The 23,679-nt window shown below is 30.6% G+C and carries 24 protein-coding genes; 8 read left to right on the plus strand and 16 right to left on the minus strand.

Annotation, left to right across the window (positions count from 1 at the left end):
• Positions 1-5 precede the first annotated feature (5 nt).
• On the plus strand, positions 6-500 hold the full coding sequence (locus RCH18_RS08685; protein WP_326936362.1) for a metallophosphoesterase family protein: 495 nt from the start codon (positions 6-8) through the stop codon (positions 498-500).
• Here RCH18_RS08685 and RCH18_RS08690 read toward each other — a convergent pair.
• The 3 genes from RCH18_RS08690 to RCH18_RS08700 all read right to left on the minus strand — a co-directional run bounded on the left by RCH18_RS08690 (position 478) and on the right by RCH18_RS08700 (position 3,537).
• Positions 478-2,205, minus strand: a complete 1,728-nt coding sequence (locus RCH18_RS08690; RefSeq protein ID WP_326936363.1) for an ATP-binding protein — start codon at positions 2,203-2,205, stop codon at positions 478-480. The two genes, RCH18_RS08685 and RCH18_RS08690, sit on opposite strands and share 23 nt — an antisense overlap.
• Positions 2,206-2,311: 106 nt before the next feature.
• Positions 2,312-2,974, minus strand: a complete 663-nt coding sequence (locus tag RCH18_RS08695) for a response regulator transcription factor (protein WP_326936364.1) — start codon at positions 2,972-2,974, stop codon at positions 2,312-2,314.
• A 149-nt stretch (positions 2,975-3,123) separates the two neighbouring features.
• The gene (locus RCH18_RS08700) at positions 3,124-3,537 is read right to left on the minus strand and encodes a DUF4293 family protein (protein WP_326936365.1); all 414 of its coding nucleotides are present in this window, start codon (positions 3,535-3,537) and stop codon (positions 3,124-3,126) included.
• 180 nt (positions 3,538-3,717) lie between these two features.
• Here RCH18_RS08700 and rho point away from each other — a divergent pair, with 180 nt between their 5' ends.
• The gene (rho, locus tag RCH18_RS08705) at positions 3,718-5,481 is read left to right on the plus strand and encodes a transcription termination factor Rho (RefSeq protein WP_326936366.1); all 1,764 of its coding nucleotides are present in this window, start codon (positions 3,718-3,720) and stop codon (positions 5,479-5,481) included.
• A gap of 218 nt (positions 5,482-5,699) precedes the next feature.
• Here the strand turns inward: rho and RCH18_RS08710 are convergent, their stop codons facing one another.
• From RCH18_RS08710 to RCH18_RS08720, 3 genes are all read right to left on the minus strand, one after another.
• Positions 5,700-6,923: an RsmB/NOP family class I SAM-dependent RNA methyltransferase gene (locus tag RCH18_RS08710; RefSeq protein ID WP_326936367.1), complete on the minus strand. Its 1,224-nt coding sequence runs from the start codon at positions 6,921-6,923 to the stop codon at positions 5,700-5,702.
• A gap of 138 nt (positions 6,924-7,061) precedes the next feature.
• Positions 7,062-9,023 (minus strand): KUP/HAK/KT family potassium transporter, encoded by a 1,962-nt coding sequence (locus RCH18_RS08715; RefSeq protein WP_326936368.1) that lies wholly within the window; start codon positions 9,021-9,023, stop codon positions 7,062-7,064.
• Between the two features lie 113 nt (positions 9,024-9,136).
• Positions 9,137-10,744, minus strand: coding sequence for a hypothetical protein (locus tag RCH18_RS08720; RefSeq protein ID WP_326936369.1), 1,608 nt, complete (start codon positions 10,742-10,744; stop codon positions 9,137-9,139).
• A 115-nt stretch (positions 10,745-10,859) separates the two neighbouring features.
• Here RCH18_RS08720 and RCH18_RS08725 point away from each other — a divergent pair, with 115 nt between their 5' ends.
• Positions 10,860-11,924 carry a WD40/YVTN/BNR-like repeat-containing protein gene (locus RCH18_RS08725; RefSeq protein WP_326936370.1) on the plus strand — a complete coding sequence of 355 codons (1,065 nt, stop codon included), beginning with the start codon at positions 10,860-10,862 and terminating at the stop codon, positions 11,922-11,924.
• A 56-nt stretch (positions 11,925-11,980) separates the two neighbouring features.
• On the opposite strand, the gene RCH18_RS08730 is transcribed toward RCH18_RS08725, so the two are convergent.
• The 4 genes from RCH18_RS08730 to RCH18_RS08745 are packed head-to-tail and all read right to left on the minus strand — an operon-like array spanning position 11,981 to position 14,628.
• Positions 11,981-12,439 (minus strand): sensor of ECF-type sigma factor, encoded by a 459-nt coding sequence (locus RCH18_RS08730; protein ID WP_326936371.1) that lies wholly within the window; start codon positions 12,437-12,439, stop codon positions 11,981-11,983.
• Positions 12,440-12,466: 27 nt separating this feature from the next.
• Positions 12,467-12,880: a hypothetical protein gene (locus RCH18_RS08735; RefSeq protein ID WP_326936372.1), complete on the minus strand. Its 414-nt coding sequence runs from the start codon at positions 12,878-12,880 to the stop codon at positions 12,467-12,469.
• Between the two features lie 30 nt (positions 12,881-12,910).
• Positions 12,911-13,453 carry an RNA polymerase sigma factor gene (locus RCH18_RS08740; protein WP_326936373.1) on the minus strand — a complete coding sequence of 181 codons (543 nt, stop codon included), beginning with the start codon at positions 13,451-13,453 and terminating at the stop codon, positions 12,911-12,913.
• 59 nt (positions 13,454-13,512) lie between these two features.
• A complete protein-coding gene (locus RCH18_RS08745) occupies positions 13,513-14,628 on the minus strand; it encodes an SRPBCC family protein (protein ID WP_326936374.1) in 1,116 nt (371 codons plus the stop codon).
• 555 nt (positions 14,629-15,183) lie between these two features.
• On the opposite strand from RCH18_RS08745, the gene RCH18_RS08755 reads away from it, so the two are divergent.
• Positions 15,184-15,564: a nucleoside triphosphate pyrophosphohydrolase family protein gene (locus RCH18_RS08755; RefSeq protein ID WP_326936376.1), complete on the plus strand. Its 381-nt coding sequence runs from the start codon at positions 15,184-15,186 to the stop codon at positions 15,562-15,564.
• A 92-nt stretch (positions 15,565-15,656) separates the two neighbouring features.
• On the opposite strand, the gene RCH18_RS08760 is transcribed toward RCH18_RS08755, so the two are convergent.
• The gene (locus RCH18_RS08760) at positions 15,657-16,724 is read right to left on the minus strand and encodes a branched-chain amino acid aminotransferase (RefSeq protein WP_326936377.1); all 1,068 of its coding nucleotides are present in this window, start codon (positions 16,722-16,724) and stop codon (positions 15,657-15,659) included.
• A 291-nt stretch (positions 16,725-17,015) separates the two neighbouring features.
• Between RCH18_RS08760 and mnmD the strand changes: the two genes are divergently transcribed.
• Positions 17,016-17,678 carry a tRNA (5-methylaminomethyl-2-thiouridine)(34)-methyltransferase MnmD gene (gene mnmD, locus RCH18_RS08765; RefSeq protein WP_326936378.1) on the plus strand — a complete coding sequence of 221 codons (663 nt, stop codon included), beginning with the start codon at positions 17,016-17,018 and terminating at the stop codon, positions 17,676-17,678.
• Positions 17,679-17,839: 161 nt separating this feature from the next.
• Complete coding sequence (locus RCH18_RS08770; protein WP_326936379.1) at positions 17,840-18,037, plus strand: hypothetical protein; 198 nt, start codon at positions 17,840-17,842, stop codon at positions 18,035-18,037.
• Between the two features lie 31 nt (positions 18,038-18,068).
• Here the strand turns inward: RCH18_RS08770 and RCH18_RS08775 are convergent, their stop codons facing one another.
• Entirely contained in the window at positions 18,069-19,010 is a 942-nt protein-coding gene (locus RCH18_RS08775) for a LysR substrate-binding domain-containing protein (RefSeq protein WP_326936380.1), read from the minus strand.
• Positions 19,011-19,118: 108 nt separating this feature from the next.
• Between RCH18_RS08775 and RCH18_RS08780 the strand changes: the two genes are divergently transcribed.
• Entirely contained in the window at positions 19,119-19,598 is a 480-nt protein-coding gene (locus tag RCH18_RS08780; protein WP_326936381.1) for a Dps family protein, read from the plus strand.
• Between the two features lie 314 nt (positions 19,599-19,912).
• Entirely contained in the window at positions 19,913-20,554 is a 642-nt protein-coding gene (gene can, locus RCH18_RS08785; protein WP_326936382.1) for a carbonate dehydratase, read from the plus strand.
• Here can and RCH18_RS08790 read toward each other — a convergent pair.
• From RCH18_RS08790 to RCH18_RS08805, 4 genes are read right to left on the minus strand one after another with little or no spacing between them, the layout of a single operon-like run.
• Entirely contained in the window at positions 20,551-21,513 is a 963-nt protein-coding gene (locus RCH18_RS08790; protein WP_326936383.1) for a sodium-dependent bicarbonate transport family permease, read from the minus strand. The two genes, can and RCH18_RS08790, sit on opposite strands and share 4 nt — an antisense overlap.
• Before the next feature lie 6 nt (positions 21,514-21,519).
• Complete coding sequence (locus RCH18_RS08795; RefSeq protein WP_326936406.1) at positions 21,520-22,479, minus strand: L-threonylcarbamoyladenylate synthase; 960 nt, start codon at positions 22,477-22,479, stop codon at positions 21,520-21,522.
• Between the two features lie 8 nt (positions 22,480-22,487).
• Entirely contained in the window at positions 22,488-23,336 is an 849-nt protein-coding gene (locus tag RCH18_RS08800; RefSeq protein WP_326936384.1) for a DUF6671 family protein, read from the minus strand.
• On the minus strand, positions 23,326-23,604 hold the full coding sequence (locus RCH18_RS08805) for a hypothetical protein (RefSeq protein ID WP_326936385.1): 279 nt from the start codon (positions 23,602-23,604) through the stop codon (positions 23,326-23,328). Before RCH18_RS08805 ends, RCH18_RS08800 begins: the two co-directional genes overlap by 11 nt.
• Between the last annotated feature and the right edge of the window lie 75 nt (positions 23,605-23,679).

A 23,679-nucleotide genomic window follows, 5' to 3' on the forward strand; every position in this document is an offset into this window, starting at 1 on the left:
CTACTATGAAAAAAATTCTTCTTCTTTCAGATACACACAGTCATATTGATGACACGATTTTAAAATATGTTAATCAAGCTGATGAGGTATGGCACGCAGGTGATATTGGCGACTTAAAAGTGACTGATACCATCAAAAAATTAAAGCCGTTGCGTTGTGTTTATGGTAATATCGATGATGCTCAGGCTCGGCTTGAATTTCCTTTACACAATCGTTTTATGTGCGAAGGTGTTGCTGTTTGGATTACGCATATAGGTGGTTATCCCGGAAAATACAATCCTAATATTAAAGCTGAAATAAGTTCAGATCCACCAAATTTATTTATTTGCGGACACTCGCATATTTTAAAAGTAATTTTTGACAGGAAAAATAATTTCCTACACATGAATCCTGGAGCTGCTGGGAAAAGTGGTTTTCATCAGGTGCGAACCATGTTACGATTTGTTATTGATGCTGATAAAATTAAAGATTTAGAAATTATTGAGATCGAAAAGAAGTGATAATATTCCTTTTAGGATACACAAGAGGAACAATTATTTTTATTGCTGTGCCTGTATTTGTTTTAGAATTTATTTCAATACTACCTCTTAAATTATTTAATCGAGCTTTGATTTGGTTTAAACCAAAACCTTCAAGGACATGAAATTTAGTTGAGTCAAATCCTTTTCCATTATCGATAATATGAATTTGTAACGTGTTTTTATTCTCTTTAAGAATAATTTTAGCTTCTTTTGCATGACTGTGTTTAATGGTATTATTGAGAAGCTCCATGATAATAAAGTAAATTTTTATTTCAAAATCTTCATTATAACGAGTGTTTCTTTCTACTAAACTTTGATACTTAAAGCGCAACATAGAATTTGAATTTTTTTCACATAAGTCTTCTATAGCATCAAATAATCCAAAGCACGCTAAAAGTGAAGGCATCAATTCATGCGATAAATCCCGAATCTGGTCATGAGCTTGTTCTAAAATAGCTTTAGTTTTTATGATTTCTTGTGAAGAAGATTTGCTTTGAGAGATGTGAGCAAAGAGGTGCATCCCTGCTGAGGAAAGTAATGCGCTAATATTATCATGTAAAAAAGAAGCGATTTTTTTTCGTTCTAATTCTTGACCATTAATAGTTGCGTTAATTAAATTCTCCTGCATTTTACTTAGAACATCCTTTAATTTGTTGTTATGTTTTAATTTGGCATTTTGGATATAAAAATAAAATAAAAAAAACAGTAATATAAGTATAGTCGATAAGGTTATAACAATTTTTTTATTAGTGGACTGTTGTTGTAAATGTAATTCTTCTTTAGTTTTAAACTCGCTTTCAATTTTGTCAATTTCTCTTTTATATTCGTCTATTTGCAAATTTATTCCTGCAACATTTGTTTTACTTTTTCTTTCTTCATTATTAAGCTCCTCTGTAATTACATTGTAAAGGGTTAAGTTTTTATAAGCATTTTTGAAATTGCCATTTTTAAATAAAAATTTCGAAAATTCAAGATGGGAGTATGATAAATCAGATTTTTCATTTCCTTCATTTCCTAGTTGTATTGCTTTTTCAAAATATAATTGACTTTTTTTTGCATCATTTATATGGCTGTGATACATTCCGTTAAGCATATTTAAAACCACTATTGTCGATGAAGTACCGTGTTGATCATGATGCTTATTAATATAATTTAAGTACGGTAATCCTTTGTCATATTGACCAATGTCAAAATATGCCCAAGTTAAATTGATTTTTGTAAACACAATTTGTGCCGAGTCTTTAATTTTAGCGCTGTACTTTAATGATTTTTTGTAATAATAAATTCCTTTTTCGTATTGCTTTTTATCAAAGCAGTAAATATTTCCTAAATTATTATTTAACCAGTTTTTCATAACATCATCATCTGTTTGATTTGCATAAGACAAACCTTTATGATAATAATAATACGCTTTGTCAATCTCCGATAATTGATCAAAATTTGCGGCAATGGTATTGTAACAGCTGGCAATTAGTTTGTTGTCTTTATAGTAAATAGCTAAGCTAAGAGCACGTCTTGATAAAATTAGTGATTTTTCATAATTGCCATTTTTCATTAAACTTACTGCTTCTTTACTCATAGCAGTAGTTTCAGTTTTAGATTCTACTTCAAAATTTGCATAAGCACAGAAAGAAATCAAATTAATTATTAGAAATAATCTTAATAGAATTTTATTCTTAAACATAAGTAGGGTTTTTGAAAACTTAAATTGGCAGAAAATCTTTAATTAATAGAAAATCAATTGGATACGGTTGGATTAAAGAATTAAAAAAAATAAACTATATATAGATTTAAGGTTTTACTAATTTATGTTTGATAGCATACTTTACCAAGCTGATGGAATTTTTTGCGGCTAATTTTTTCATTATATTTTTACGATGCGTTTCTACTGTATTGGAACTAATAAATAGCTGATCGCTAATTTCTTTAGTGCTGTATTCGAGAGAAATCAAAATGATAATTTCTACTTCTCTTTCAGTGAGTATAAAGTTTGCTGCAAGTATTGGTCTATTGAGTTTTGGATTTCCTTTAGTTATTGTGGTAAAAATTTTTTGTCTAACATCTTTACAGAAATATTCTTCACCATTATTAACCGCTAATATTGCATTTATAATATTTTCACCAGCGCATTTTTTTGTTAAATAGGCACTGCTACCTAATTTCATCACTTCTTTTATAATTCGAAGGTCGTCATGACTAGAAAGCACTATTATTTTACATGGAAATCCCTTGTGAGCAAATTCTTTTAGGATTTCAATTCCATCTTTACCAGGCATATTAATATCAAGTATTAAAATGTCGACTTTATTAGAAGTGACCTCTTCATATAATTGATTTCCGTTGATGGAAGAGCCCACCACTTCAAAAGAAGTATTAGTATGTAGCAAAGTTTTTATGCCGTCAATAAGAATTTGATGATCGTCAGCTAGATGGATTCGCGTTTTATTTTTCATACTGTAATTTATGTAGTCAAATTTATAAAAATTTACTATATATGTAGCATTTTGCTAAAATTTATTAAAAATTATCAATTTTTGACACAAAAAAACCCGAACTGTTACATTCGGGTTTTCTTCGCACTAATAAACTAAAGTTTATAGGTTTATCTCAATCTATCCACAGATTTTACAAGATCTTCATCCTTTTTGATGGCCTTATTAGCTAATACTAACAAAACAATTACCAATACAGGTAGAAACATCCCAATACCTTTCTCAGAAACAGCAGGTGTTTCTCCAGATAAATTTAGTGAACGATATACAAACAATCCTAATAAAATCAAATTTAATACTATATTCAGTCTGCCAATCACAAACTGGTTTTGTCTTTTTTTATAGGATACAATACTTATGACAGATAAAGTAGTGCTCAAACCCAGCAATATAGTATAAACCTCGCTTTGCATAAAATAAAAATCTTTATTATTCGCCATTGTCCAAAGTGGAATAAAAAATAATAAAACACCTGTAACTATAAAAGCTAAAAATAAATAAACGGTCTGAATTCTTTGTATCATTTGATAAATATGTGATACAAAAATATATTTTCTTTTTTAAAAATACTATTGTCTGGTTAAAATTTATTCGTATTATTGCACCATAATACCGTAAGCACTTCATACTGCGGTTCGTTCAACTTAAAGTTACCACCTATTTTTTACATTTTCCAAAAATTTAATTAAATTCATAGAACATTCATGTTTGATATTTCTGCATTAAAAGAAATGAAGCTTTCTGAGCTTCAAGAAATTGCTAAGGCGACAAAAAAAATAAAATTTAATGGTGTAAAAAAAGAGACTTTAGTAGGTCATATTTTAGAACACCAAGCTAATAATGCAGACACGAAATCTGATACTTCCGCAGAAAGTAAGGGCGAAGATCTTAAACCAAAACGCGATCGAATTGCAGCTGTTAAAAAGGTAGCTATTCAAAAAAATAAAACAAAATCTATTTTTGAAGATCAAGAAAACAAAATAGATAATGTTGTTATTATAAATGAAGTTGCGAGTGAACCTACTACCGCTGAGCCAGTAGAAGTAACTGAAGCCTTAAAAATTGACGACAATACTGAAGATAAAAAAGTTAATAAAGCCATTAAGTTTAATAAATCAGCATACGAAAAAAAAATAGCTTTAAAAAAAACAAAAGAAGAAGTAAAAGATATTCCTAAAGAGGAGCATACTATAGCAGAACCTGTAATTGAAGAAAAAGCAGAAGTTGTTGCACCGATAAAAAAAATAAATCCTAACCAATTGCATAAACAAAATGCAAATGGAAATCAAAACACAAATCAAAACCCCAATTTTAAAAATAAGAAAAGCAATTTTGCTGCTTCTGATTTTGAATTTGATGGAATCATTGAAAGTGAAGGAGTTTTAGAAATGATGCCTGATGGATATGGTTTCTTACGTTCATCGGATTATAATTATTTAGCTTCACCGGATGATATTTATTTATCAACCTCTCAAATTAGGCTATTTGGTCTTAAAACGGGAGACACTGTAAAAGGAGTGGTTCGACCTCCAAAAGAAGGGGAAAAATTTTTTCCTTTAGTACGAGTTTTAAAAATAAATGGGCACGATCCTCAAGTAGTTCGAGATAGAGTTTCATTTGAACATTTAACTCCTGTCTTTCCCTCAGAAAAATTCAAATTAGCCGAAAAACAAAGTACTATTTCTACTCGTATTATCGATTTGTTTTCACCAATAGGGAAGGGTCAACGTGGTATGATAGTAGCACAACCAAAAACGGGTAAAACAATGTTACTTAAAGATATTGCAAATGCCATTGCAGCAAATCATCCCGAAGTATATTTGATTGTTTTGTTGATTGATGAACGACCTGAGGAAGTAACAGATATGCAACGCTCTGTGCGTGGTGAAGTAATTGCTTCCACATTTGATCGAGAGCCACAAGAGCACGTTAAAATTGCAAATATTGTATTAGAAAAAGCAAAGCGTTTAGTTGAATGTGGTCACGATGTAGTGATTTTATTAGATTCAATAACTCGTTTAGCAAGAGCATATAATACAGTACAACCTGCATCAGGTAAGGTTTTAAGTGGTGGTGTGGATGCTAATGCATTACAAAAACCAAAACGATTTTTTGGTGCGGCACGTAATGTAGAAAATGGTGGCTCATTGAGTATCATTGCAACTGCGTTGACAGAAACCGGTTCTAAAATGGATGAAGTTATCTTTGAAGAATTTAAAGGTACTGGTAATATGGAATTACAATTAGATAGAAAAATTGCTAATAAACGTATATTCCCAGCAATTGATTTGACATCTTCAAGCACAAGACGCGATGATATGCTTTTAGATCCAAAAACTTTGCAACGCATGTGGATTATGAGAAAATATCTTTCTGACATGAATCCTGTGGAAGCGATGGATTTTATCAACGATCGTTTTAAGAAAACGAGAAATAATGAAGAGTTTTTGATTTCTATGAATGATTAGAAATTAAAATTCCAAGAGAAACTCCTAATTTTAAGAGAAACTCCAAATTCCAAAAATGTTAAAAATAAAAAACTCCGATTTTCAATTTGAAAATCGGAGTTTTTTTTAGATTCCACTATTGGAATTTATAATTTAAGTATTGGAATTTAAAATTTAAAATCCCACTATTGGAATTTATAATTTAGGTATTGGGATTTCCTCTTTTTGGAATATAGAATTTAATCTTTTTGTTCTTTTCTTTCTAATAAAGCCATATAAAATCCATCAAAACCAGATTCTGAAGCTAATATTTTTTGGTCTTTTATAAAATTAAATTGTTTTCCAATATCAGTTGTTAAGAAACGAGCTACTTGATCTTGATTTTCAGATGGTAATATTGAACAAGTTGCATAAACTAATTTTCCACCTGGTTTTACAATTTTAGAATAACTCTCTAAAACTTCTGATTGTACTTTACGAATGTTATCTATAAATTCGGGTTGTAATTTCCATTTTGCATCTGGATTTCTTTTTAGAACTCCTAAACCACTGCAGGGTGCATCAATAAGGACACGATCTGCCTTTTCATGAAGTTTTTTTATAATTTTGGTAGAGTCTATTATCTTATATTCAATATTGAAAGCACCATCTCTTTTAGCACGTATTTTTAATTGCTTCAACTTGCTTTCATATAGATCCATTGCAATTAATTGACCTTTATTTTCCATTAAGGCAGCAAGGTGCAATGTTTTTCCACCAGCACCAGCACAAGTATCAACGACTCTCATTCCTGGTTTAACATCAAGAAAAGCTGCGACTAACTGTGAATTAGCATCCTGAACTTCAAAGAAACCTTGTTTAAACGCATCAGTCAAAAATACATTTGCTCGTTCCTTCAACACTAAAGCGTCAGGTTGATTTTTCAACGTTTCTGTTTCGATATTTAAATCCATTAGAATTGCCCGAAGCGCTTCTCTTGTAGTTTTAAGTGTGTTTACGCGAAGAATAACTTTCGCTGGTTGGTTTTGAGCTGTAATTTCCGTAGCCCAAATTTTTTCTCCTAATTCTTTTACGCCTAAATCATCCATCCAGTCTGGAATAGATTCTTTTAAGGCTCTCACTTTAGAAAGTTCGTCAAAACGGCCTTTAATTTTACGTTCAGGTGTTCCCTCAAGTTGACGCCAATCTGGAATAGGATAGCCCCTTAATACTGCCCAAACCGAAAACATTCTCCAAAGATTATCGCGATCAAAAGGCTCTTTTACTTCACCAATTTCGGCATATAATCGTTTCCAACGTACAATTTCGTAAATGGTTTCTGCAACAAACTTTCTATCTGAACTTCCCCAGCGTTTGTCTTTTTTTAAGGATCTTGCTACCACTTTATCAGCATATTCGCCTTCATTAAAGATGGCATTTAAGGCATCTATTGTTGTGTAAACTAAATTTCTGTGTAATCTCATTTTAAATTATTGAGGTGCAAAGGTACTATTAATTGGTTAAATGTTTTGTCATTACTAATGAATGTTAATTCTAAATGCAATATAAAAAAAACACTGTTGAGATGACAGTGCTTTTAATATTCTTGGAATGAGTTCTATTTATTTAATTCTCTTCAAATCTACTTTTTCAGGAGCATGAAGTACCAAAGGAAATTTCTCAATTTTAACGGAACTACTGTCTAAACCAAATGCTCTTTCTTCCGACAAACTTAACTTTTTTAATAAAAAATAAGAATTCATTATTATTTTTTCGTGCCATAATAAACGGCTGTCATTTGAAAGGAATTTTTCAGATAGTACAAATTTAAAATCACCAATAATATTATTTTTATTAAGCGATTCATATCTACTGGTAATATCAACTTCTCCTTTTTTAACCATGTCTTTAATAACCTCTCTAAACATTAAGTTTATTTTAGTGGGTTCTCTAAAACCAAGATTAAAATCCACGCGATACAAGTCGTCCTTTACGATTTCACTAACTTTATATTCTGCTTTATAAGGTTCTGTCAAAATATTAACGTGAACAAACCAGTAAATATCTGCTCTTTTAGGCCTCTTTTGTAAAATAGAATACATTACCTTTTCTTCTATTTCATCAGCTCTTCCGGCATTAGTCATATAAACTAAATGTGTGGCATATTTTGGAATAGAAAGATCAGCACTTAACTCTATTAATACTTTTTTATAATCTTCAATTTTAACAATTTTTGTATAGCTTTTGTTTATTTGTTTTGCAAGATACCAAGTTGTCATTATGCTAATTAAAGCAATTGCAATAAATAAAGTAACATAACCGCCCTCAGTAAACTTAGTGACATTAGCTGCTAAAAAACTAAATTCAATCATTAAATATATAGTTATCAAGGGTATGATAAAATACAGTTTTACTCTTTTCATAATTAAATAAAAATTAAGTAAAATAGTGGTCATGATCATACATAAAATAATAGCTAGTCCATAAGCGTGTTCCATATTACTGGATTCTTCAAAGTGCAAAACGATTCCTACACACCCAAGAAACAATAACCAATTGATAGAAGGAATATAAAGTTGTCCTTTTAATTCTGTAGGGTATTTTATTTTGACTTTTGGCCAAAAGTTTAATCTCATAGCTTCATTAATAAGTGTAAATGAACCGCTTATTAAAGCTTGTGATGCAATCACAGCAGCCAATGTAGCAATTACAATTCCTACAGGTTGAAACCAATCTGGCATAATTAAGTAGAATGGATTACCATTTTTTCCACCTAGACTTTGCAGCGTTTGTCCTTCCTTATGAATTAAATAAGCGGCTTGACCAAAATAATTAAGAACTAATGCTGTCTTCACAAAAATCCAGCTGATTCTTATGTTTTTTCGACCACAGTGTCCCATATCCGAGTATAACGCCTCGGCACCTGTTGTACAAAGAAATACAAATCCTAAAACAAAAAAGCCTTCAGGGTGAACACTTAATAAGTGGTACGCATAGTAGGGATTCACTGCCTTTAAAACTTCTACATTTTGAACAATTTGACTTAAGCCAAGAACAGCTAACATCCCAAACCAGATCATCATCATTGGAGCAAAAAATTTACCAACTAATTTTGACCCAAATTGCTGTATTGCAAAAAGCACAAATAAAATTCCTATTACTATAGGTATCGTATTAATTTCAGGATAAAAAGTTCTAATCCCTTCCACTGCCGAGGAGACCGAAATGGGAGGTGTAATGATTCCGTCAGCAAGTAGAGCGCTTCCACCAATAATCGCTGGAACAATTAACCATTTTATCTTTGTTTTTTTGACTAATGCGTACAAGGCAAATATCCCACCTTCTCCATGATTATCCGCACTTAATGTAATTAAAACATATTTAATAGTAGTTTGTAAAGTAAGTGTCCAAAAAACAGCAGATACCCCTCCTAAAACTACATCTGCATCAATAATATGCGTGCCTAGAATGGCTTTCATTACATACAAAGGTGAAGTTCCAATGTCACCGTATATTATTCCTAAAGAAATTAATAAACCTCCTAATGTCAATTTACTGTGTAAGTCTTTGTGCGCAGCGCTCATGTAATTATTTTAAAAAACTTTTCAAAAGTACACTTTTAATATAAATTGACGCTTTTTATAGAATAAAAAAACACGGCCCAAAGAACAGTGTTTATATCTTGATTGCTACAGACTTAAAATCGTCTATTCTCAGTTCGTCCAGATGATGATTCTCTTTGTGACTCTACCCTTGGCGGAGCTGCTGCTCGCTCAGAATTTCCTCTATTTTGTGTTTGTGTTCTTTGTGGCGCAGATTCTATTGAACGATTTGCTCTATTTTGCGAATAATCTCTTGTAGATTCAGGTCCTTGTGCAGTAGATTCTACAGGATGACTTGCTCTATTTTGCGAATAATCACGTGAAGATTCAGCTCTTTGCCAAGTAGATTCTACAGGACGACTTGCTCTATTTTGCGAATAATCTCGTGAAGATTCAGCTCTTTGTGGAGCAGATTCAACAGAACGACTTGCTCTATTTTGCGAATAATCTCGTGAAGATTCAGCTCTTTGTGGAACAGATTCGACAGAACGACTTGCTCTATTTTGCGAATAGTCTCGTGAAGATTCAGCTCTTTGTGGAGTAGATTCAACAGAACGACTTGCTCTATTTTGCGAATAATCTCGTGAAGTTTCAGTTCTTTGCGTAGCAGATTCTACAGGACGATTTATTCTTGCTTGCGAATCATTTCTGCTAGATTCAGTTCTTTGCGTAGCAGATTCTACAGGACGATTTATTCTTGCTTGCGAATCATTTCTGCTAGATTCAGTTCTTTGCGGAGTAGATTCTACCGAACGATTAGCTCTATTTTGCGAATAATTTGGTGATGCTTCTATTTTTTGTCGAGAAGATTCTATTGAACGTCCTGATCTATTTTGAGTATAATTTCTATCTGAACTGCTTCTTTGAGCAATAGCTTCTCGTGAAGAAAGAGATCGATTTTGAGAATTATCTCTAATAGATGATCCTCTGCGATTAACGTAATTGCTTTCATTTGATAAATTTCTCCTTTGTACTAATTCATAACGGTTAGCCACTTGAGCATTTCTACTTGAAAACGAATAATTAGGATATAATTTTTCATAACCATTTGAACTTCGGGTGTTATAAAGAACTACTGCCCGATTGCTTCTTCTATAATTTACATAATTATAATAATTATTATTAGTTAAACATACAGTAATGTTATTTCTATATCTAAATACTGGAAAGGGATTCCAAGTGGTATAATAAGACGGGTAGTAATTCCAGCTCCAAGTTGAATAATACGGGCGATAATTATTAGTCCAAAACGATCTATAAATTACTGGTGTAGTATAATAAACAGGCTCATAAATATAATTCTGTCCATACATAAATACATTACCCACAACCTGTACACTAATTTTATTGTTTCTATCTTTTTCTACATCAATTGTTGCAACATCTTGATATACATCACGATCAAGAACGGACTGGATAATGATTACGTGCGTTCTTTTTTCAACAGTTTCAATAACTCTTAAATAATCAACCTGATCATCATCATTTAAGTCTAAATTAGAAATTTGTAATTTAGGATCATTTAATCTTCTTTCAAAATCTTGTAAATCTCTGGAATCGCCAAAAATTGAAGCAACAGCGCGCAAATCAAGATTGTCGCTAATTTCAGCATTCATCGCATTTACTGAAGCTCTATTTTGCGCTTGTATTTGCGTTGCGAAAACAATAATAAATAAACTTAATAGTAGTAGTTTCGTTTTCATAATTTGTGACTTTACAGGTTATTTTTTTGAACTTTCAATTACTATGCCAATTCCATGATTGCAAATTAATCTAGTTTTGTTAAATAGTGTACATTAGCAACTTAATCAAATTTCTATGAAAAAGATTTTATTACTTCCACTACTCGTATTTTTTATTACATCTTGTAATATATTAGTGTATAAAATTAAAGAATTCGAAAATGTGGTTTTTAAAGCGATAACAATCGATACCTTATTTCAGGATAAAATAAGTATTAGAGCTATCCAAATAGATAAAAACAAAATTTGGTATGCTGCTGATAAAGGAAGATTTGGTTATTTTAATACCGATACAAACCTAAAGAAGGAAATTGAAATAGCTCAGGATTCCCTCAATCTGGAATTTAGAAGTATTGCACATACAACCGCTAATGTTTTTATACTCAATGTTGGAAATCCTGCTCTACTTTATAAAATTGCAAAAAAGGATTTACAGTTGAAATTAGTTTACCAAGAAAGTAATGAAAAAGTTTTTTTTGACAGTATGCAGTTCTGGGATGAAAATGATGGAATTGCGATGGGAGATCCAGTTTCTAATTGTTTAAATATAATTCTTACAAAGGATGGTGGCGAGACATGGAATAAAATTCCATGCGAAAAATTACCAGAAATAGAGCAGGGCGAAGCAGCGTTTGCGGCAAGCAATACCAATATAACTGTAAAAGGGAATAAAGCATGGATTGTTTCTGGTGGAAAAAGATCAAGAGTATTTCATTCTTCTAATCGAGGAGAAAGCTGGAAAGTATATGAAACACCAATAGTGCAGGGTAATGCCATGACTGGTATTTTTACTGCTGATTTTTACGATAAAAGAAATGGATTTATCGCTGGAGGAAATTATGAAGCCCAATCGCAGAATTTTGCAAATAAAGCAATTTCTAAGAATGGAGGAAAAACATGGAAACTAATAGCTGAAAACAAAGGTTTTGGTTATGCTTCCTGTGTTCAATACGTGCCAGAAAGTAAGGGGAAAGGACTTGTAGTTGTTGGAACTTCGGGTGTGCATTATTCAGCAGATGCTGGAACAACATGGAAGCAATTGTCAACAGATCCTAAATTTTACACCGTGCGTTTTGTAAATAAAAATACAGCAATAGCAGCAGGAAAAGATAAGGTGGTTCGATTTAATTTTAAGGAATAAAAAAGCCTAAACATACATTTTCATTTGTGTTTAGGCATTTTAGAATTAATAATAACTTATTTTTTTGACCCTTTACTGCGATATTGTTGCAATAGTTTTCTATTAAAGTCTTCTTCTGCTTTTTTCAATTTAACTATTTTTACTGCAGGTAAAATTGTTTTGACATTCTGCATAAATTTTTTCCGAAGCAAAAATAACTCCTCCTCTGTGTCTTCAATTTGAGAAAGAAAAGAAGTTGCCTCTTTTTCTGTAATTTTATCCAGTGAGCCATCATTCATTCTTTTACTAAAAGCTCTCATTTTATTATGCCTCAATTCAAATTGATTATCATCAAATGTATTGTATAGTGGCCAAAACTTTTCAGCTTCGTTACTAGTAAAGTTTAATTCTGTTGTGAAAAACGCTACTTTCAAACTTCTTATTTGCTCTTTTTTTTCCTTCATGCTTTCGCCTTGAGCGTAAAACGTACAAGAGATGAGAAGTAATAAAAGTGTAATTAATTTTCTATTATTCATTTTTTTTGATTTTGGAGTCGTAACTCTTTATTCAATAATTAAATTTTCAACGTGAGGATTGTATATTAAAACATCTTCTATTGTTTTATCCTCAATCGCTAAACTTATATTCATTTTATCAATTTCTGCCTCTTCAAGTGCATTTATTAAATCATATTGATTTACATTAGATTGATAGGTGATATAATTTTCTAATGCAACAGCATCTATTTCTGTGGAATTTGTTGAATCATTATTTACTAATGGGATCATTAATGCAAAAACTAAAATTGCGGCGACGATAAGGAAATATTTCTTCCTTGAATGAGCAATAGGAATAACTTTTGAATCATTTAAATCCCATTGTTCCATCATTTTTTCTGAAAAATTTTCAAAATAATGATCTGGTGTTACAAACCCCGATTCAATTTTAGACTCATCTTTTAACTTAAATGTTTTCATGTACTTAAGACAGTTATAATTCAAAAAGGTTTAATTTGTTTTAAGAAAGACTTCAATTTTTTTCACTGCTATATGATAGGAAGCTTTCAACGCTCCTACAGAGGTTCCTAATATTTCAGATATCGCCTCGTATTTAAGTTCTTCAAAATATTTCATTTTGAAAATAAGCTGTTGTTTTTGGGGAAGTAGAATAATTGCTTTTTGCAATTTTATTTGGATTTCGTCACCGTCAAAAAAGACATCAGCTTCTAAATTGTCTATTATTTTATTTTGAAGTGCTTCTGAGGAGATTCCGCTTTTTTTAGCTTTATGCTTCAAAAAAGTCAAAGCTTCATTAGTAGCTATTCTGTACATCCATGAAAATAATTTGCTTTCACCCTTAAAATTTTTTAAATTTTGATAAATTTTAATAAATGTATTTTGCAAAACATCATCAGCATCATCATGATTTAAAACAATATTTCTAATTTGATTATATAGCGGTTTTTGATACTCTTTTATTAACCTTTTGAACGCTTGATTCTGCGTTTTTGAGTTTAATAGTTCCTGTATAAATTCCTGCTCGTCTTGCAAAGTTGTTTTATTGTTTAGAGTAACATTTAGAAGAAAGGTTTAATTCATGAAAATATATTCTAAAACTCTGAAGACTCTTCCTGTTTAATAACTTTGGGGTCGGGTACTTGTATTTCTTCTAGTTTCTTCATGGGCGTATAAGTTCTTAATGGAATTACTTTAGGTTTTATAGGGAAATATATTTCGGTAATCCATTTAGAGGGACTTTTATTTTCTAATTTACTTACCGTATATATTTCCATAAACGCAAAAGAAACATCTAAATCAATTCTATTAGCGTTGACAAAAGCTATTGATTTATCGATTGCTTTTTTACGATGTGAATAATCGCCAGTCAAAGTTGTTTTAACCGCATCAAATGTTGGTAGTTCTCCAACTAAAATATCGCTTCCTGAACTAGTTAGCATTCGGTTTTTGATAGGGACACAAAACGATAATCGTGTTAATCCATTGGTTATGTCATAAGTGTGATAAAGTAAGAACGGTTTTCCATTTCTTTCAATATTATTTTGGTCACAAAAATTTATAATCTTTTTAAATACAATTCGTGAATTTTTAGTAACATTAGCAATTTTACTTGTAAATGATTGTCGGAGATAAAAGGTGCTGTCTTTTTTTACTATTCCATCAATTTTTATATTAAAGGTGTTTATTTCAAAATCTAATGTTTTATCAAGATTAGCTAGACTCTTTTCGTACACAGATCCTATAATACTACTTATTCCACCGTTGAATGCATTGTAAACTTTCATAGAAAAATTCATTCTGCCTGTTGTTTTCCAAGTAATTTTTGTGCCACCAACTGTATCTTTAAAAGTCCAATAAACGGATGATAATAAGTTGTCAAAATTCATTTGTTGGGCAATGCTATCATTTTCTTTGACAAAAAGGGTTTTTATTGTACCAGATCCCTTATTACCATCCCATGAAAATGAAGCTCCTGAACCACTTGTTTTATTTGAATAATTGATTTGTGTAGTGGGATCATCAGTAATCCAAGCACTGAAGTCGCCCCAATTTCGATAATCATTTACAAAATTATAAACATTGCTTTTTGGAGAATTTATAATTTTACTTTTTTCAACTGTATATTCACCTTTTTGAGTAGCAATAAAAATAGTTGCTGCAACAAAACTAAGCAGTACTAAAAGAAATAAATATTTTAAAATCCTCATAATTTTTCAATTAATTAATTTGTAAAGTTTTGCGTGAAATTTAAATGACAATAGAGAAATTAAATAGGAAATAAAATTTTATATTCATTTTATGCGCATTTTTAGTAAAACTATCTAAGAAAAATTGCCTTCAAAAAAAGTAAAGTTCAAATACTTTACTTCTAAAAGTTTCATAAATATCAATTTAATTTAAGACTGATATTTTCTTCAAAGCTAAACTATACAAAATTGTGATTCTTAAATGCGTTAAATTTAAAAATTCAATTTATTTCTTATTGCTGGTTTAGCGTTTAAAAAATATTTTAATTAAAAACAGTATAGCTATAAATCCAATAAAAGTTAATAATATTTTATAATTGTCCTTGTAAAATATTTTATGTAACGCTAAATCTTTACGATAGGCGTAGTAAACAGCAATGACAAACGCAACAAAAAATAGACCTGCAAATACTAATTGTCCCTGACTAAACATAATTTTATATTTTTCCAGCAAATTTAGCTATTTGTTTAATAATACTTTGCTAATTTGTATTTCATTTAATAAAACTTTTCAAAATGCAAAACCAACTTAATGCTGTTAAAGAATTTCACACTGTCTTCGGAATTGAATATCATAAAAAACCTATTGCAGAATTAACAAAAGATAAATATGAGCTTCGTTACGAACTAATGAAGGAGGAAAATAATGAATATTTAGAAGCTGTAAATAACAAAGATATAATTGAAATAGCCGATGCTCTTGGAGATATGCTTTATATATTATGTGGAACAATTATAGAGCATGGATTACAAGATAAGATCGAAGCTGTTTTTGATGAAATACACCGGAGCAACATGAGCAAATTAGATCAAGATGGAAAGCCCATTTATCGTGAAGATGGTAAAGTTTTAAAAGGGTCTGCTTATTCTAAACCTAATTTATCAAAAATTTTATAACTGGATTTCTCCAGTAATGTATTTGTTTGCAAAGAATGATCTTTTTAAAAAAAAGGCGATTTAATAGTAAAAATCGCCTCTCTATTATGGTATTAAACTTTTACAGTCCATCCAAATTTATCCTCTTCCAATTTATTTTGGATATTTGTTAGTTTGTTTTTTAGATGTATAGCAATTGAATTCTCAATTTTTGGTAAATCATAATAAACATCTTGATATGAAAATCCAGAAATTTGGCTTACCACAGCTGCTGTTCCAGCACCAAAAATTTCTTGTAAAGTTCCATTTTTAGCAGCTTCAACGAGTTCAGAAACTAAAACTGGTCTAACTTCAACAGTTATATTTTCACTTGTTGCTAATTCAAGTAAAGTTTTTCTAGTAACACCGTCCAAAATTCTTTCGCTTACAGGGGCAGTCAATAAAATATTGTTAATTCTAAAGAAAACATTCATCGTTCCTGCCTCTTCAAGTTTGGTGTGCGTTGCATCGTCAGTCCATATCACTTGTTGGAAACCAGCTGCATTAGCTAAATTAGTAGGATAAAATTGCGCAGCATAATTTCCTGCAGCTTTAGCAGCTCCAATTCCTCCATTAGCAGCGCGACTAAAATGCTCGGCGATGAGTACTTTTACTTCACCAGAGTAATACGAAGTTACAGGAGATAAGATGATCATAAATTTATAATTATTAGATGGATTTGCAATAACACCATGACCTGTAGCGATCATAAAAGGTCTTATATACATTGAATTTCCACCACCTTTTTTGATCCAAGCCTCATCTAATTGTAAGAGTTGATTTAAACCACTCATAAATATTTCTTCAGGAACTTCAGGCATTGCCATTCGAACAGCTGATTTATTGAAACGCTTAAAATTTTCGTCAGGTCTAAAAAGCCAAATAGCATCTTCACTATCTTTATATGCTTTCATACCCTCAAAAATAGCTTGTCCATAATGAAAAACTCTACTAGATGGATCTAATAAAAAAGGAGCATAGGGCTTAATTATTGGTTTTTGCCACTCTCCATTTGTATAATCACATTCAAATAAATGATCAGTGAAAACGGCACCAAAACTTAAGTTTTCAAAATCTACTTCATTAATTTTGGTGGAGGGAGATTTTATTATTTCTAATTGATTATTTTGAGTTACACTCATAACAGTTTATGTTTTTTTAAATTTCAATATAATGGTAAAGTAATAGTCTTTCTAGTTATAAAAAATAACTGCTTGCAAAATTAAATAAAAATCGACAATTTGTTTGTCAAATAAACATTATTAAAGTGATATTGTTGATAATCATTACAGTTTTAAAGAATTTTAATTATTCAGGAGATATTTTTGATGATTTATAATAAATAGTCTGATGTGCAACGTAAAATAGTTACTTTTCATTAATTTTACGATGTTTGAAAAATTTTTCAAACCATTTAAACATAGAATTATATTTTGAAAAGAGAAGTAATACAAACAGCAGATGGATCTACAACAATTCATTTACCAGAATGGGACGAATGTTATCATTCTAAACATGGAGCAATTCAAGAAGCACAACATGTTTTTATTAAAAATGGACTTGCCTTATTTGAAAATCAAAAAGTATCGATTTTAGAAGTCGGTTTTGGAACAGGATTAAATGCTTTTATAACACTGTTAGAGGCTAGAAAATTAAATCAAATTATTGAATATGTGGGAGTCGAGGCTTATCCAGTTTCTGCTGTTGAGGTATTAAACATGAATTATGTCGCTGAATTAAATGCTAATCCTGACAGTGATCTTTTTGAAAAAATGCATAAAAGCAATTGGGAGGAGGAAATTGTTTTAGAAAACAATTTTAGCTTAATAAAAAGAAAACAATTTTTTAATGAAATAGTGGATGAAAATAAATTTGACCTAATATATTTTGATGCTTTTGGGTATAGAGTGCAACCAGAATTGTGGAGTACTGAAATATTTCAAAAAATGTACAATGCCTTAAAAATTAATGGGACACTAGTAACTTATGCCGCAAGAGGCGTTGTGAAACGAAGTATGATTGAAGTGGGATTTACAGTTGAAAAATTAGCTGGACCTCCTGGAAAAAGAGAAATGTTTAGAGCCAAAAAAATATAAATTAGTATATTTAAATAATTTATTATTTAGCTAAAAATCAATATGTTATAAACTATAAAATATAAAACTAAAAACTACGTTAAATGTCTATCAAGTAGTTTGTAAAGAGCCTATTTTTACAATTAATTAGAGTTTAAGAATAACCAATTATATCTTTTATTATGACAAAAATTATGTATGATTATACAAAATCAGTTTTAGAAAGAGTAAGTTTTGATCCGATGCTTTTTTGTAAAGAATTAGAAAAAGCGATAAAAATGTTGTTGCCTTATGAAATGGAACAATTAAGAGAATGGTTGATTAGTTTCACCATGGAAAAGCCAGAATTAAGGCAATGTTTAATACTAGTTAATTCATAAAAAAAAGGAACCGTTTTTCGGTTCCTTTTTTTTATTTCTTATACACTGAACTAATGATTTGCACATTTTGAAAAACAATTGCTCCTTTTATTACCCCTGCAATTGTACTTCGTAATGCCTCAATTATTTGAATTTTCAACTCATTTTTAGGATAGATCAAACTTACTTCTCGTGCTGGCTTAGGCTCTTTAAAATGTCGTAACTTCAGTTTGTCATTTTCCTTTAGATCTAAAGTATGCAAATATGGAAGTAAAGTTGTGCCAAGACCTTCATCAGCAAGTTTGATTAATGTTTCAAAACTTCCACTTTCTATCTGAAAATGTCCAGTATCACTTTTAGAGCTATGTTTACAAAGATTTAAAATCCCATCTCTAAAGCAGTGTCCGTCTTGCAATAATAATATTTCGTCTAAATTTAAATCTGAAATTTCAATTTCTTCTTTTTGATAGTGATGATGACTTTCTGGAATATAAGCCACAAATGGCTCAAAATATAGGACAATTTCTTTTATTTTTTCCTCCATTAAAGGGGTAGCAGCAATTGCAGCATCTAGATGACCATTGTTAAGCTTTACTATTATTTCATCTGTATTAAGTTCTTCAATAATCAGCTTAACTTTTGGATATTTTTTAATAAAATTATTCAAAAACATAGGAAGTAGCGTGGGCATTATCGTGGGAATAATTCCTAATCTAAATTCGCCACCTATAAATCCTTTTTGCTGTTCTACAATATCTTGAATTCGATCTGCTTCATTAACAATATTTTTAGCTTGATTAACAATTTTCTGTCCTATATCAGTCAGCTGAATTGGTTTTTTTGTACGGTCAAAAATTTGAATACTTAATTCTTCCTCTATTTTTTGTATTTGCATACTTAAAGTAGGCTGAGTAACAAAGCACTTTTCAGCTGCTAGAGTGAAATTTTTATGTTCTGCTACCGCCAAAACATATTTTAATTGAGTAATTGTCATATTATAATCTTTTCTAATGCAAATTTAGTGAAACAATAACTTTTTGTTATGCTGTTTCTCTTATTATTTGACTAAATTTACATAAATAAATAATAAAAATACTATAAAATGAAAACAAATATCCTAGGATTACCTGTGAAAGAATCAGAAGCAATAGTAAATGAGTTAAATATCTTATTATCAAATTTTCAAGTGTATTACCAAAATTTAAGAGGAATACATTGGAATATCAGAGGTAAAAGATTTTTTGATCTTCATGTGAAGTTTGAAGAATTGTATACCGACTCGCAAATAAAAATTGATTTAATTGCAGAAAGAGTATTAACAGTTGGCGGTACGCCGCTACATACATTTGAAGATTATGTAAAACACAACCAACTTGTGGTGGGTAAAAACATTTCTATAGATGAAAAAGCAGTACAATTAATTGTTACATCATTATCCCATTTATTAAAGTTAGAACGGGAGATTTTAAATAAATCGGCAGAAATCAATGATGAGGGTACTAATGCACTGATGAGTGATTTTATTGCTGAACAAGAAAAAACAATCTGGATGATGCAAGCTTGGTTAGAAGAAAGTTTGTAAGTTTCTGAACATTTTTATAAAAGCAAAATAAGATATAACTGTTTTATTTTGCTTTTTTTTGTCGTTTTGATTAGTCAATTATTGCTTAAACAAAAGATAGAAATAAGCAAAAAATCTTCTTTTAATAAAAATATTCAATTGAGAGAAATATAATAATACCAGTTGTGCAATTTATTTACTTGTCAAGCTCGATGATTTAGTAAAACATAAATTTATTCAAGATAAAAATAATTACTTTAGCAAAAATTTAAATGCTATTCAATAACTAGTTTATCGAATATTGAATACGTTATACAGCTATAATTATTTAATTTATGACAGATTTTTATAATCAAATCTTGGAAAATAATAAAAAATGGGTTGAAACCACTTTGGAAAGTGATCCAAATTATTTTCAGGATTTAGCTAAAGGACAAACACCACCTTTATTATGGATAGGTTGTTCCGATAGTCGTGTTCCTGCAAATGAAATTATAGGAGCTAAACCAGGCGAAGTTTTTGTACATAGAAATATTGCTAATATGGTTGTACATACCGATATGAATATGTTGAGCGTTCTAGATTATGCGGTGAATGTTTTAAAAGTGAAACATGTACTCGTTTGCGGGCATTATGGATGTGGAGGCATAAAAGCTGCAATGGGCAATGAGTCTATCGGAATTATTGACAACTGGATTCGGCATATAAAAAATGTTTATAGGTTACACAGTAAATATTTGGATTCGATCCATGACGAAACTAGCCGATTTAATAAGTTTGTTGAGATCAATGTTCAAGAGCAAGTAATTGATCTTGCTAAAACATCAATTGTTCAAAACGCTTGGCGTAACGGTCAAGTTCTTACTCTACATGGCTGGGTTTACGGTTTAAATTCAGGTTATGTTACAGATTTAGATGTTAATATGAGCAGCAATGATGATCTAGATGATACTTATAAACTGAAGTTTAGCATTTAATAAGCCATTATAATGGATAGATAAATTGGCATTCCAAACGTAATATTAAAAGGAAATGTTACCGCAAGTGCCATTGGTAAAAATAATCCGGGATTTGCTTTTGGCACTGCAATTTTCATCGCCGCTGGAACTGCAATATAAGAAGCACTCGCTGCAAGAACGGCTAATATAAATCGGTTACCAATGTCCTGGGTAACAAATTGACTTGTAACTGCAACAATACAGCCATTTACTAATGGAATTGCTATTGCAAAAATCACTGCAAACCAACCACTTTTTATAAAATCATTTAATTTTCTCCCGCTTACAATTCCCATATCCAATAGAAATATTGCTAAAAACCCTTTAAACAAATCAGTGGTAAATGGTTTAATGCCTAGTGCTTGCTCTTCACTAGCTAGCATGCCAATTACCAAACTTCCTAAAATTAGTAGAACACTTCCATTGGTAAAGGAATGTTTTACTAAGGATAATATGGATGTACTGGATTCATTTTTATTATCGAACATTCTTATTAAAATAACCCCTACTATAATTGCTGGTGCTTCCATCAATGCCATTACCGCTACCATGTGACCACTAAAAGTCATATTTTGTAATTCAAGAAAACTGGCTGCCGTGACAAAAGTTACTGCACTAACAGAGCCATAAGCTGCAGCAATTGCTCCAGAATCATAAATATTAAATTTTCTTCGTAGAATAAAATAGCAATAAACAGGAATGATTAGTGCAATAAAAACTCCAAATAATACTGACCACACAATTTCCATAGTAAAATCGCTATGCGCTAATTCTTGACCACCTTTAAAACCAATAGAAAATAGTAAATAAAGCGAGATGAATTTTGAAGAGCCTTCAGGAATTTCTAAATCACTTTTTAATTTTACTGCTACAACGCCTAGTATAAAAAATAGTAATGCAGGATTGGTGAGGTTTTCAAATAGTAAATCTAAGTTCATATTTTATTAATTTTTTGTCGCGCGTTTTAAACGATCATTTATTGATTTTCCTAAATTGTTTTCTGGAAATTTTTCGGCAATTATAATATCTAAATTTTGTTTGTCTAAGCGATGCATTGCAGCATATAGATTTGACATTGCTTCTTTTAAATCACCTTTTTGTGATAAAATCTCTTGTGAAATAACAGTTGAATTATTTACCGAATTTTGGAAAATTAAAATACCTATTTTTTTATCGGGATGCAAATCTAATTCTTTTTCAACATTTTCAACTAGTATGGTTTTCGTTTTTGGCGCGTAATGTCTCGATAACATTCCAGGAGCATTAGGTGACTTTTCTTCGTTATTTTTGATTTTTATTTTGCCAATGACACTCTCTATTTCCTCAATAGAAATTGAACCCAGACGGTATAAAATAGTGTTTTCACCTTTAAAGCCAACGATTGTAGATTCAATTCCGTTTTTACAACTTCCACCATCTAAAACTAGTGATACATCATTAGGAAAATAATCAGCTACGTGTTGCGCAGTGGTTGGACTAATTGATCCAAAAGGATTTGCACTTGGCGCTGCTAATGGAAAATCTATTGATTGTAATAATGCTAAAGTCATAGGGTGGTTTGGCACCCGAACTGCAACTGAATCTTTTCCGGCAGTGATCAAATCAGGAATGTTGTTTTTCTTTTTTAAAACTAACGTTAGCGATCCTGGCCAGAAAGCTGTGGCGAGTTTTTGAGCTTTTTCAGGGATTTCAGCAGCTATGGTATGTAATAAATCTTTGGAATATATATGTACAATCAAAGGATTAAAAAAAGGCCTATTTTTAGTCTCAAATATCTTTTTTATCGCTTGTTCATTATAAATATTGCCAGCTAATCCATAAACGGTTTCGGTAGGAATGGCAACTAATTCATTGTTTTCAAGAATTTTTTTTGCTTTATTGATATCAGTAGAAATTTCAATCATCATTTTTATTAGGGATTACAATAGTCACAATAGGTAGGTTCTTCATATTGAAGACCTCGTGGAAACATTTTTTCTTCTTTGAATTCACATTTTTTACATTGATAAATATGACTTAAAGTTGATCTCGTGGGCGAGCCACAACTCCTGCAAGGTAAGCCAGAAATTGTATTTATTATATCAAAGCCTGGTGTTTCACAACGAGGACAACAGTTTTTTATTTTTTTTAAAAGAGCCAGTGTTGCTTTTTCGATTACCTTCATACGAGTTGGATTGAATTGAGCACGCATATCAGTTTCTACAAACACAGATGAAAAATTTTCACGCAATTCTCTATATTTTTCTAATAAAATTTTCTTAGAAACAATTCCTTTTTCAATAATTAGCGGATTTATTTCTGTTGATTTTAAAATAATTCCATGCGCAGGAAAGTGCACTAAAGTTGCAAATTCTAAAAGCTCATCTTCTGAAAAAATAATCTTTCCATTAAAATTCGTATCCAAACTAATTTCTCTAGCTACAATTTCTAAGTCATTTTTAAAGTCTTTTAGCATCACTAATTCTTCATTTGCAGAAGCGAAAAATAGAGTAGGATGTGCACCAAAAGATCCTTCGCTGGCTATAACCAAATCGCAATTAGTTGTTTTAAAGCCTAATTCACATTTTTTTCGTAAAGTAAGCAAAGCGTTATCCTTTCGCAGAATTTCTCCTGAAAAAGTACCCAAACTATCTGTATCAAAAAAATCAGAAGTAAAACAATGCACTCCAATTCCATTTTCTAAAATTGGGGCAATCACTGTTTCTTTCTGATGTTTAGTGGCGATTAAAATTGTTCTATTTAAAAAGATATTATTTTTCAAAACTTATGGTAATTGTGCTTTTTATGACCAAGTTTGAAGGATCCATTTTTGATTTTTCTAGCATTACTTTAATGGCATTTTTTGCATCTATGAGCTCTTGAATTCGTTGTTTTGAATTCGAAATGTCTTTATTAAATCGAATATGGTTGCTAAAATCTTCTCTATTGTGATAATCAATTTTATAATTGAATAATGCAGTCAAAATATTTCCCGCTTCTTCATTAGAAAATATGCCATCAATTAATTTATATTCCTTCTCTAATTCCATATTTTCCATTTAAAATTTGATTAAAAAAATCTGTTGTAACGATATCTTTGTTTTTAGAAAGTCTTATTATAAAAC

Origin of the sequence: Flavobacterium sp. PL11 (genome assembly GCF_035985025.1) — a bacterium.
Classification (GTDB): Bacteria; Bacteroidota; Bacteroidia; order Flavobacteriales; family Flavobacteriaceae; genus Flavobacterium.

Excerpts from the sequence above, each read along its gene's own strand:
- RCH18_RS08685 (WP_326936362.1), top strand. The coding sequence starts at position 6 with ATGAAAAAAATTCTTCTTCTTTCAGATACACACAGTCATATTGATGAC.
- RCH18_RS08690 (WP_326936363.1), bottom strand. The coding sequence starts at position 2,205 with ATGTTTAAGAATAAAATTCTATTAAGATTATTTCTAATAATTAATTTG.
- RCH18_RS08695 (WP_326936364.1), bottom strand. The coding sequence starts at position 2,974 with ATGAAAAATAAAACGCGAATCCATCTAGCTGACGATCATCAAATTCTT.
- RCH18_RS08700 (WP_326936365.1), bottom strand. The coding sequence starts at position 3,537 with ATGATACAAAGAATTCAGACCGTTTATTTATTTTTAGCTTTTATAGTT.
- rho (WP_326936366.1), top strand. The coding sequence starts at position 3,718 with ATGTTTGATATTTCTGCATTAAAAGAAATGAAGCTTTCTGAGCTTCAA.
- RCH18_RS08710 (WP_326936367.1), bottom strand. The coding sequence starts at position 6,923 with ATGAGATTACACAGAAATTTAGTTTACACAACAATAGATGCCTTAAAT.
- RCH18_RS08715 (WP_326936368.1), bottom strand. The coding sequence starts at position 9,023 with ATGAGCGCTGCGCACAAAGACTTACACAGTAAATTGACATTAGGAGGT.
- RCH18_RS08720 (WP_326936369.1), bottom strand. The coding sequence starts at position 10,744 with ATGAAAACGAAACTACTACTATTAAGTTTATTTATTATTGTTTTCGCA.
- RCH18_RS08725 (WP_326936370.1), top strand. The coding sequence starts at position 10,860 with ATGAAAAAGATTTTATTACTTCCACTACTCGTATTTTTTATTACATCT.
- RCH18_RS08730 (WP_326936371.1), bottom strand. The coding sequence starts at position 12,439 with ATGAATAATAGAAAATTAATTACACTTTTATTACTTCTCATCTCTTGT.
- RCH18_RS08735 (WP_326936372.1), bottom strand. The coding sequence starts at position 12,880 with ATGAAAACATTTAAGTTAAAAGATGAGTCTAAAATTGAATCGGGGTTT.
- RCH18_RS08745 (WP_326936374.1), bottom strand. The coding sequence starts at position 14,628 with ATGAGGATTTTAAAATATTTATTTCTTTTAGTACTGCTTAGTTTTGTT.
- RCH18_RS08755 (WP_326936376.1), top strand. The coding sequence starts at position 15,184 with ATGCAAAACCAACTTAATGCTGTTAAAGAATTTCACACTGTCTTCGGA.
- RCH18_RS08760 (WP_326936377.1), bottom strand. The coding sequence starts at position 16,724 with ATGAGTGTAACTCAAAATAATCAATTAGAAATAATAAAATCTCCCTCC.
- RCH18_RS08770 (WP_326936379.1), top strand. The coding sequence starts at position 17,840 with ATGACAAAAATTATGTATGATTATACAAAATCAGTTTTAGAAAGAGTA.
- RCH18_RS08775 (WP_326936380.1), bottom strand. The coding sequence starts at position 19,010 with ATGACAATTACTCAATTAAAATATGTTTTGGCGGTAGCAGAACATAAA.
- RCH18_RS08780 (WP_326936381.1), top strand. The coding sequence starts at position 19,119 with ATGAAAACAAATATCCTAGGATTACCTGTGAAAGAATCAGAAGCAATA.
- can (WP_326936382.1), top strand. The coding sequence starts at position 19,913 with ATGACAGATTTTTATAATCAAATCTTGGAAAATAATAAAAAATGGGTT.
- RCH18_RS08790 (WP_326936383.1), bottom strand. The coding sequence starts at position 21,513 with ATGAACTTAGATTTACTATTTGAAAACCTCACCAATCCTGCATTACTA.
- RCH18_RS08795 (WP_326936406.1), bottom strand. The coding sequence starts at position 22,479 with ATGATTGAAATTTCTACTGATATCAATAAAGCAAAAAAAATTCTTGAA.
- RCH18_RS08805 (WP_326936385.1), bottom strand. The coding sequence starts at position 23,604 with ATGGAATTAGAGAAGGAATATAAATTAATTGATGGCATATTTTCTAAT.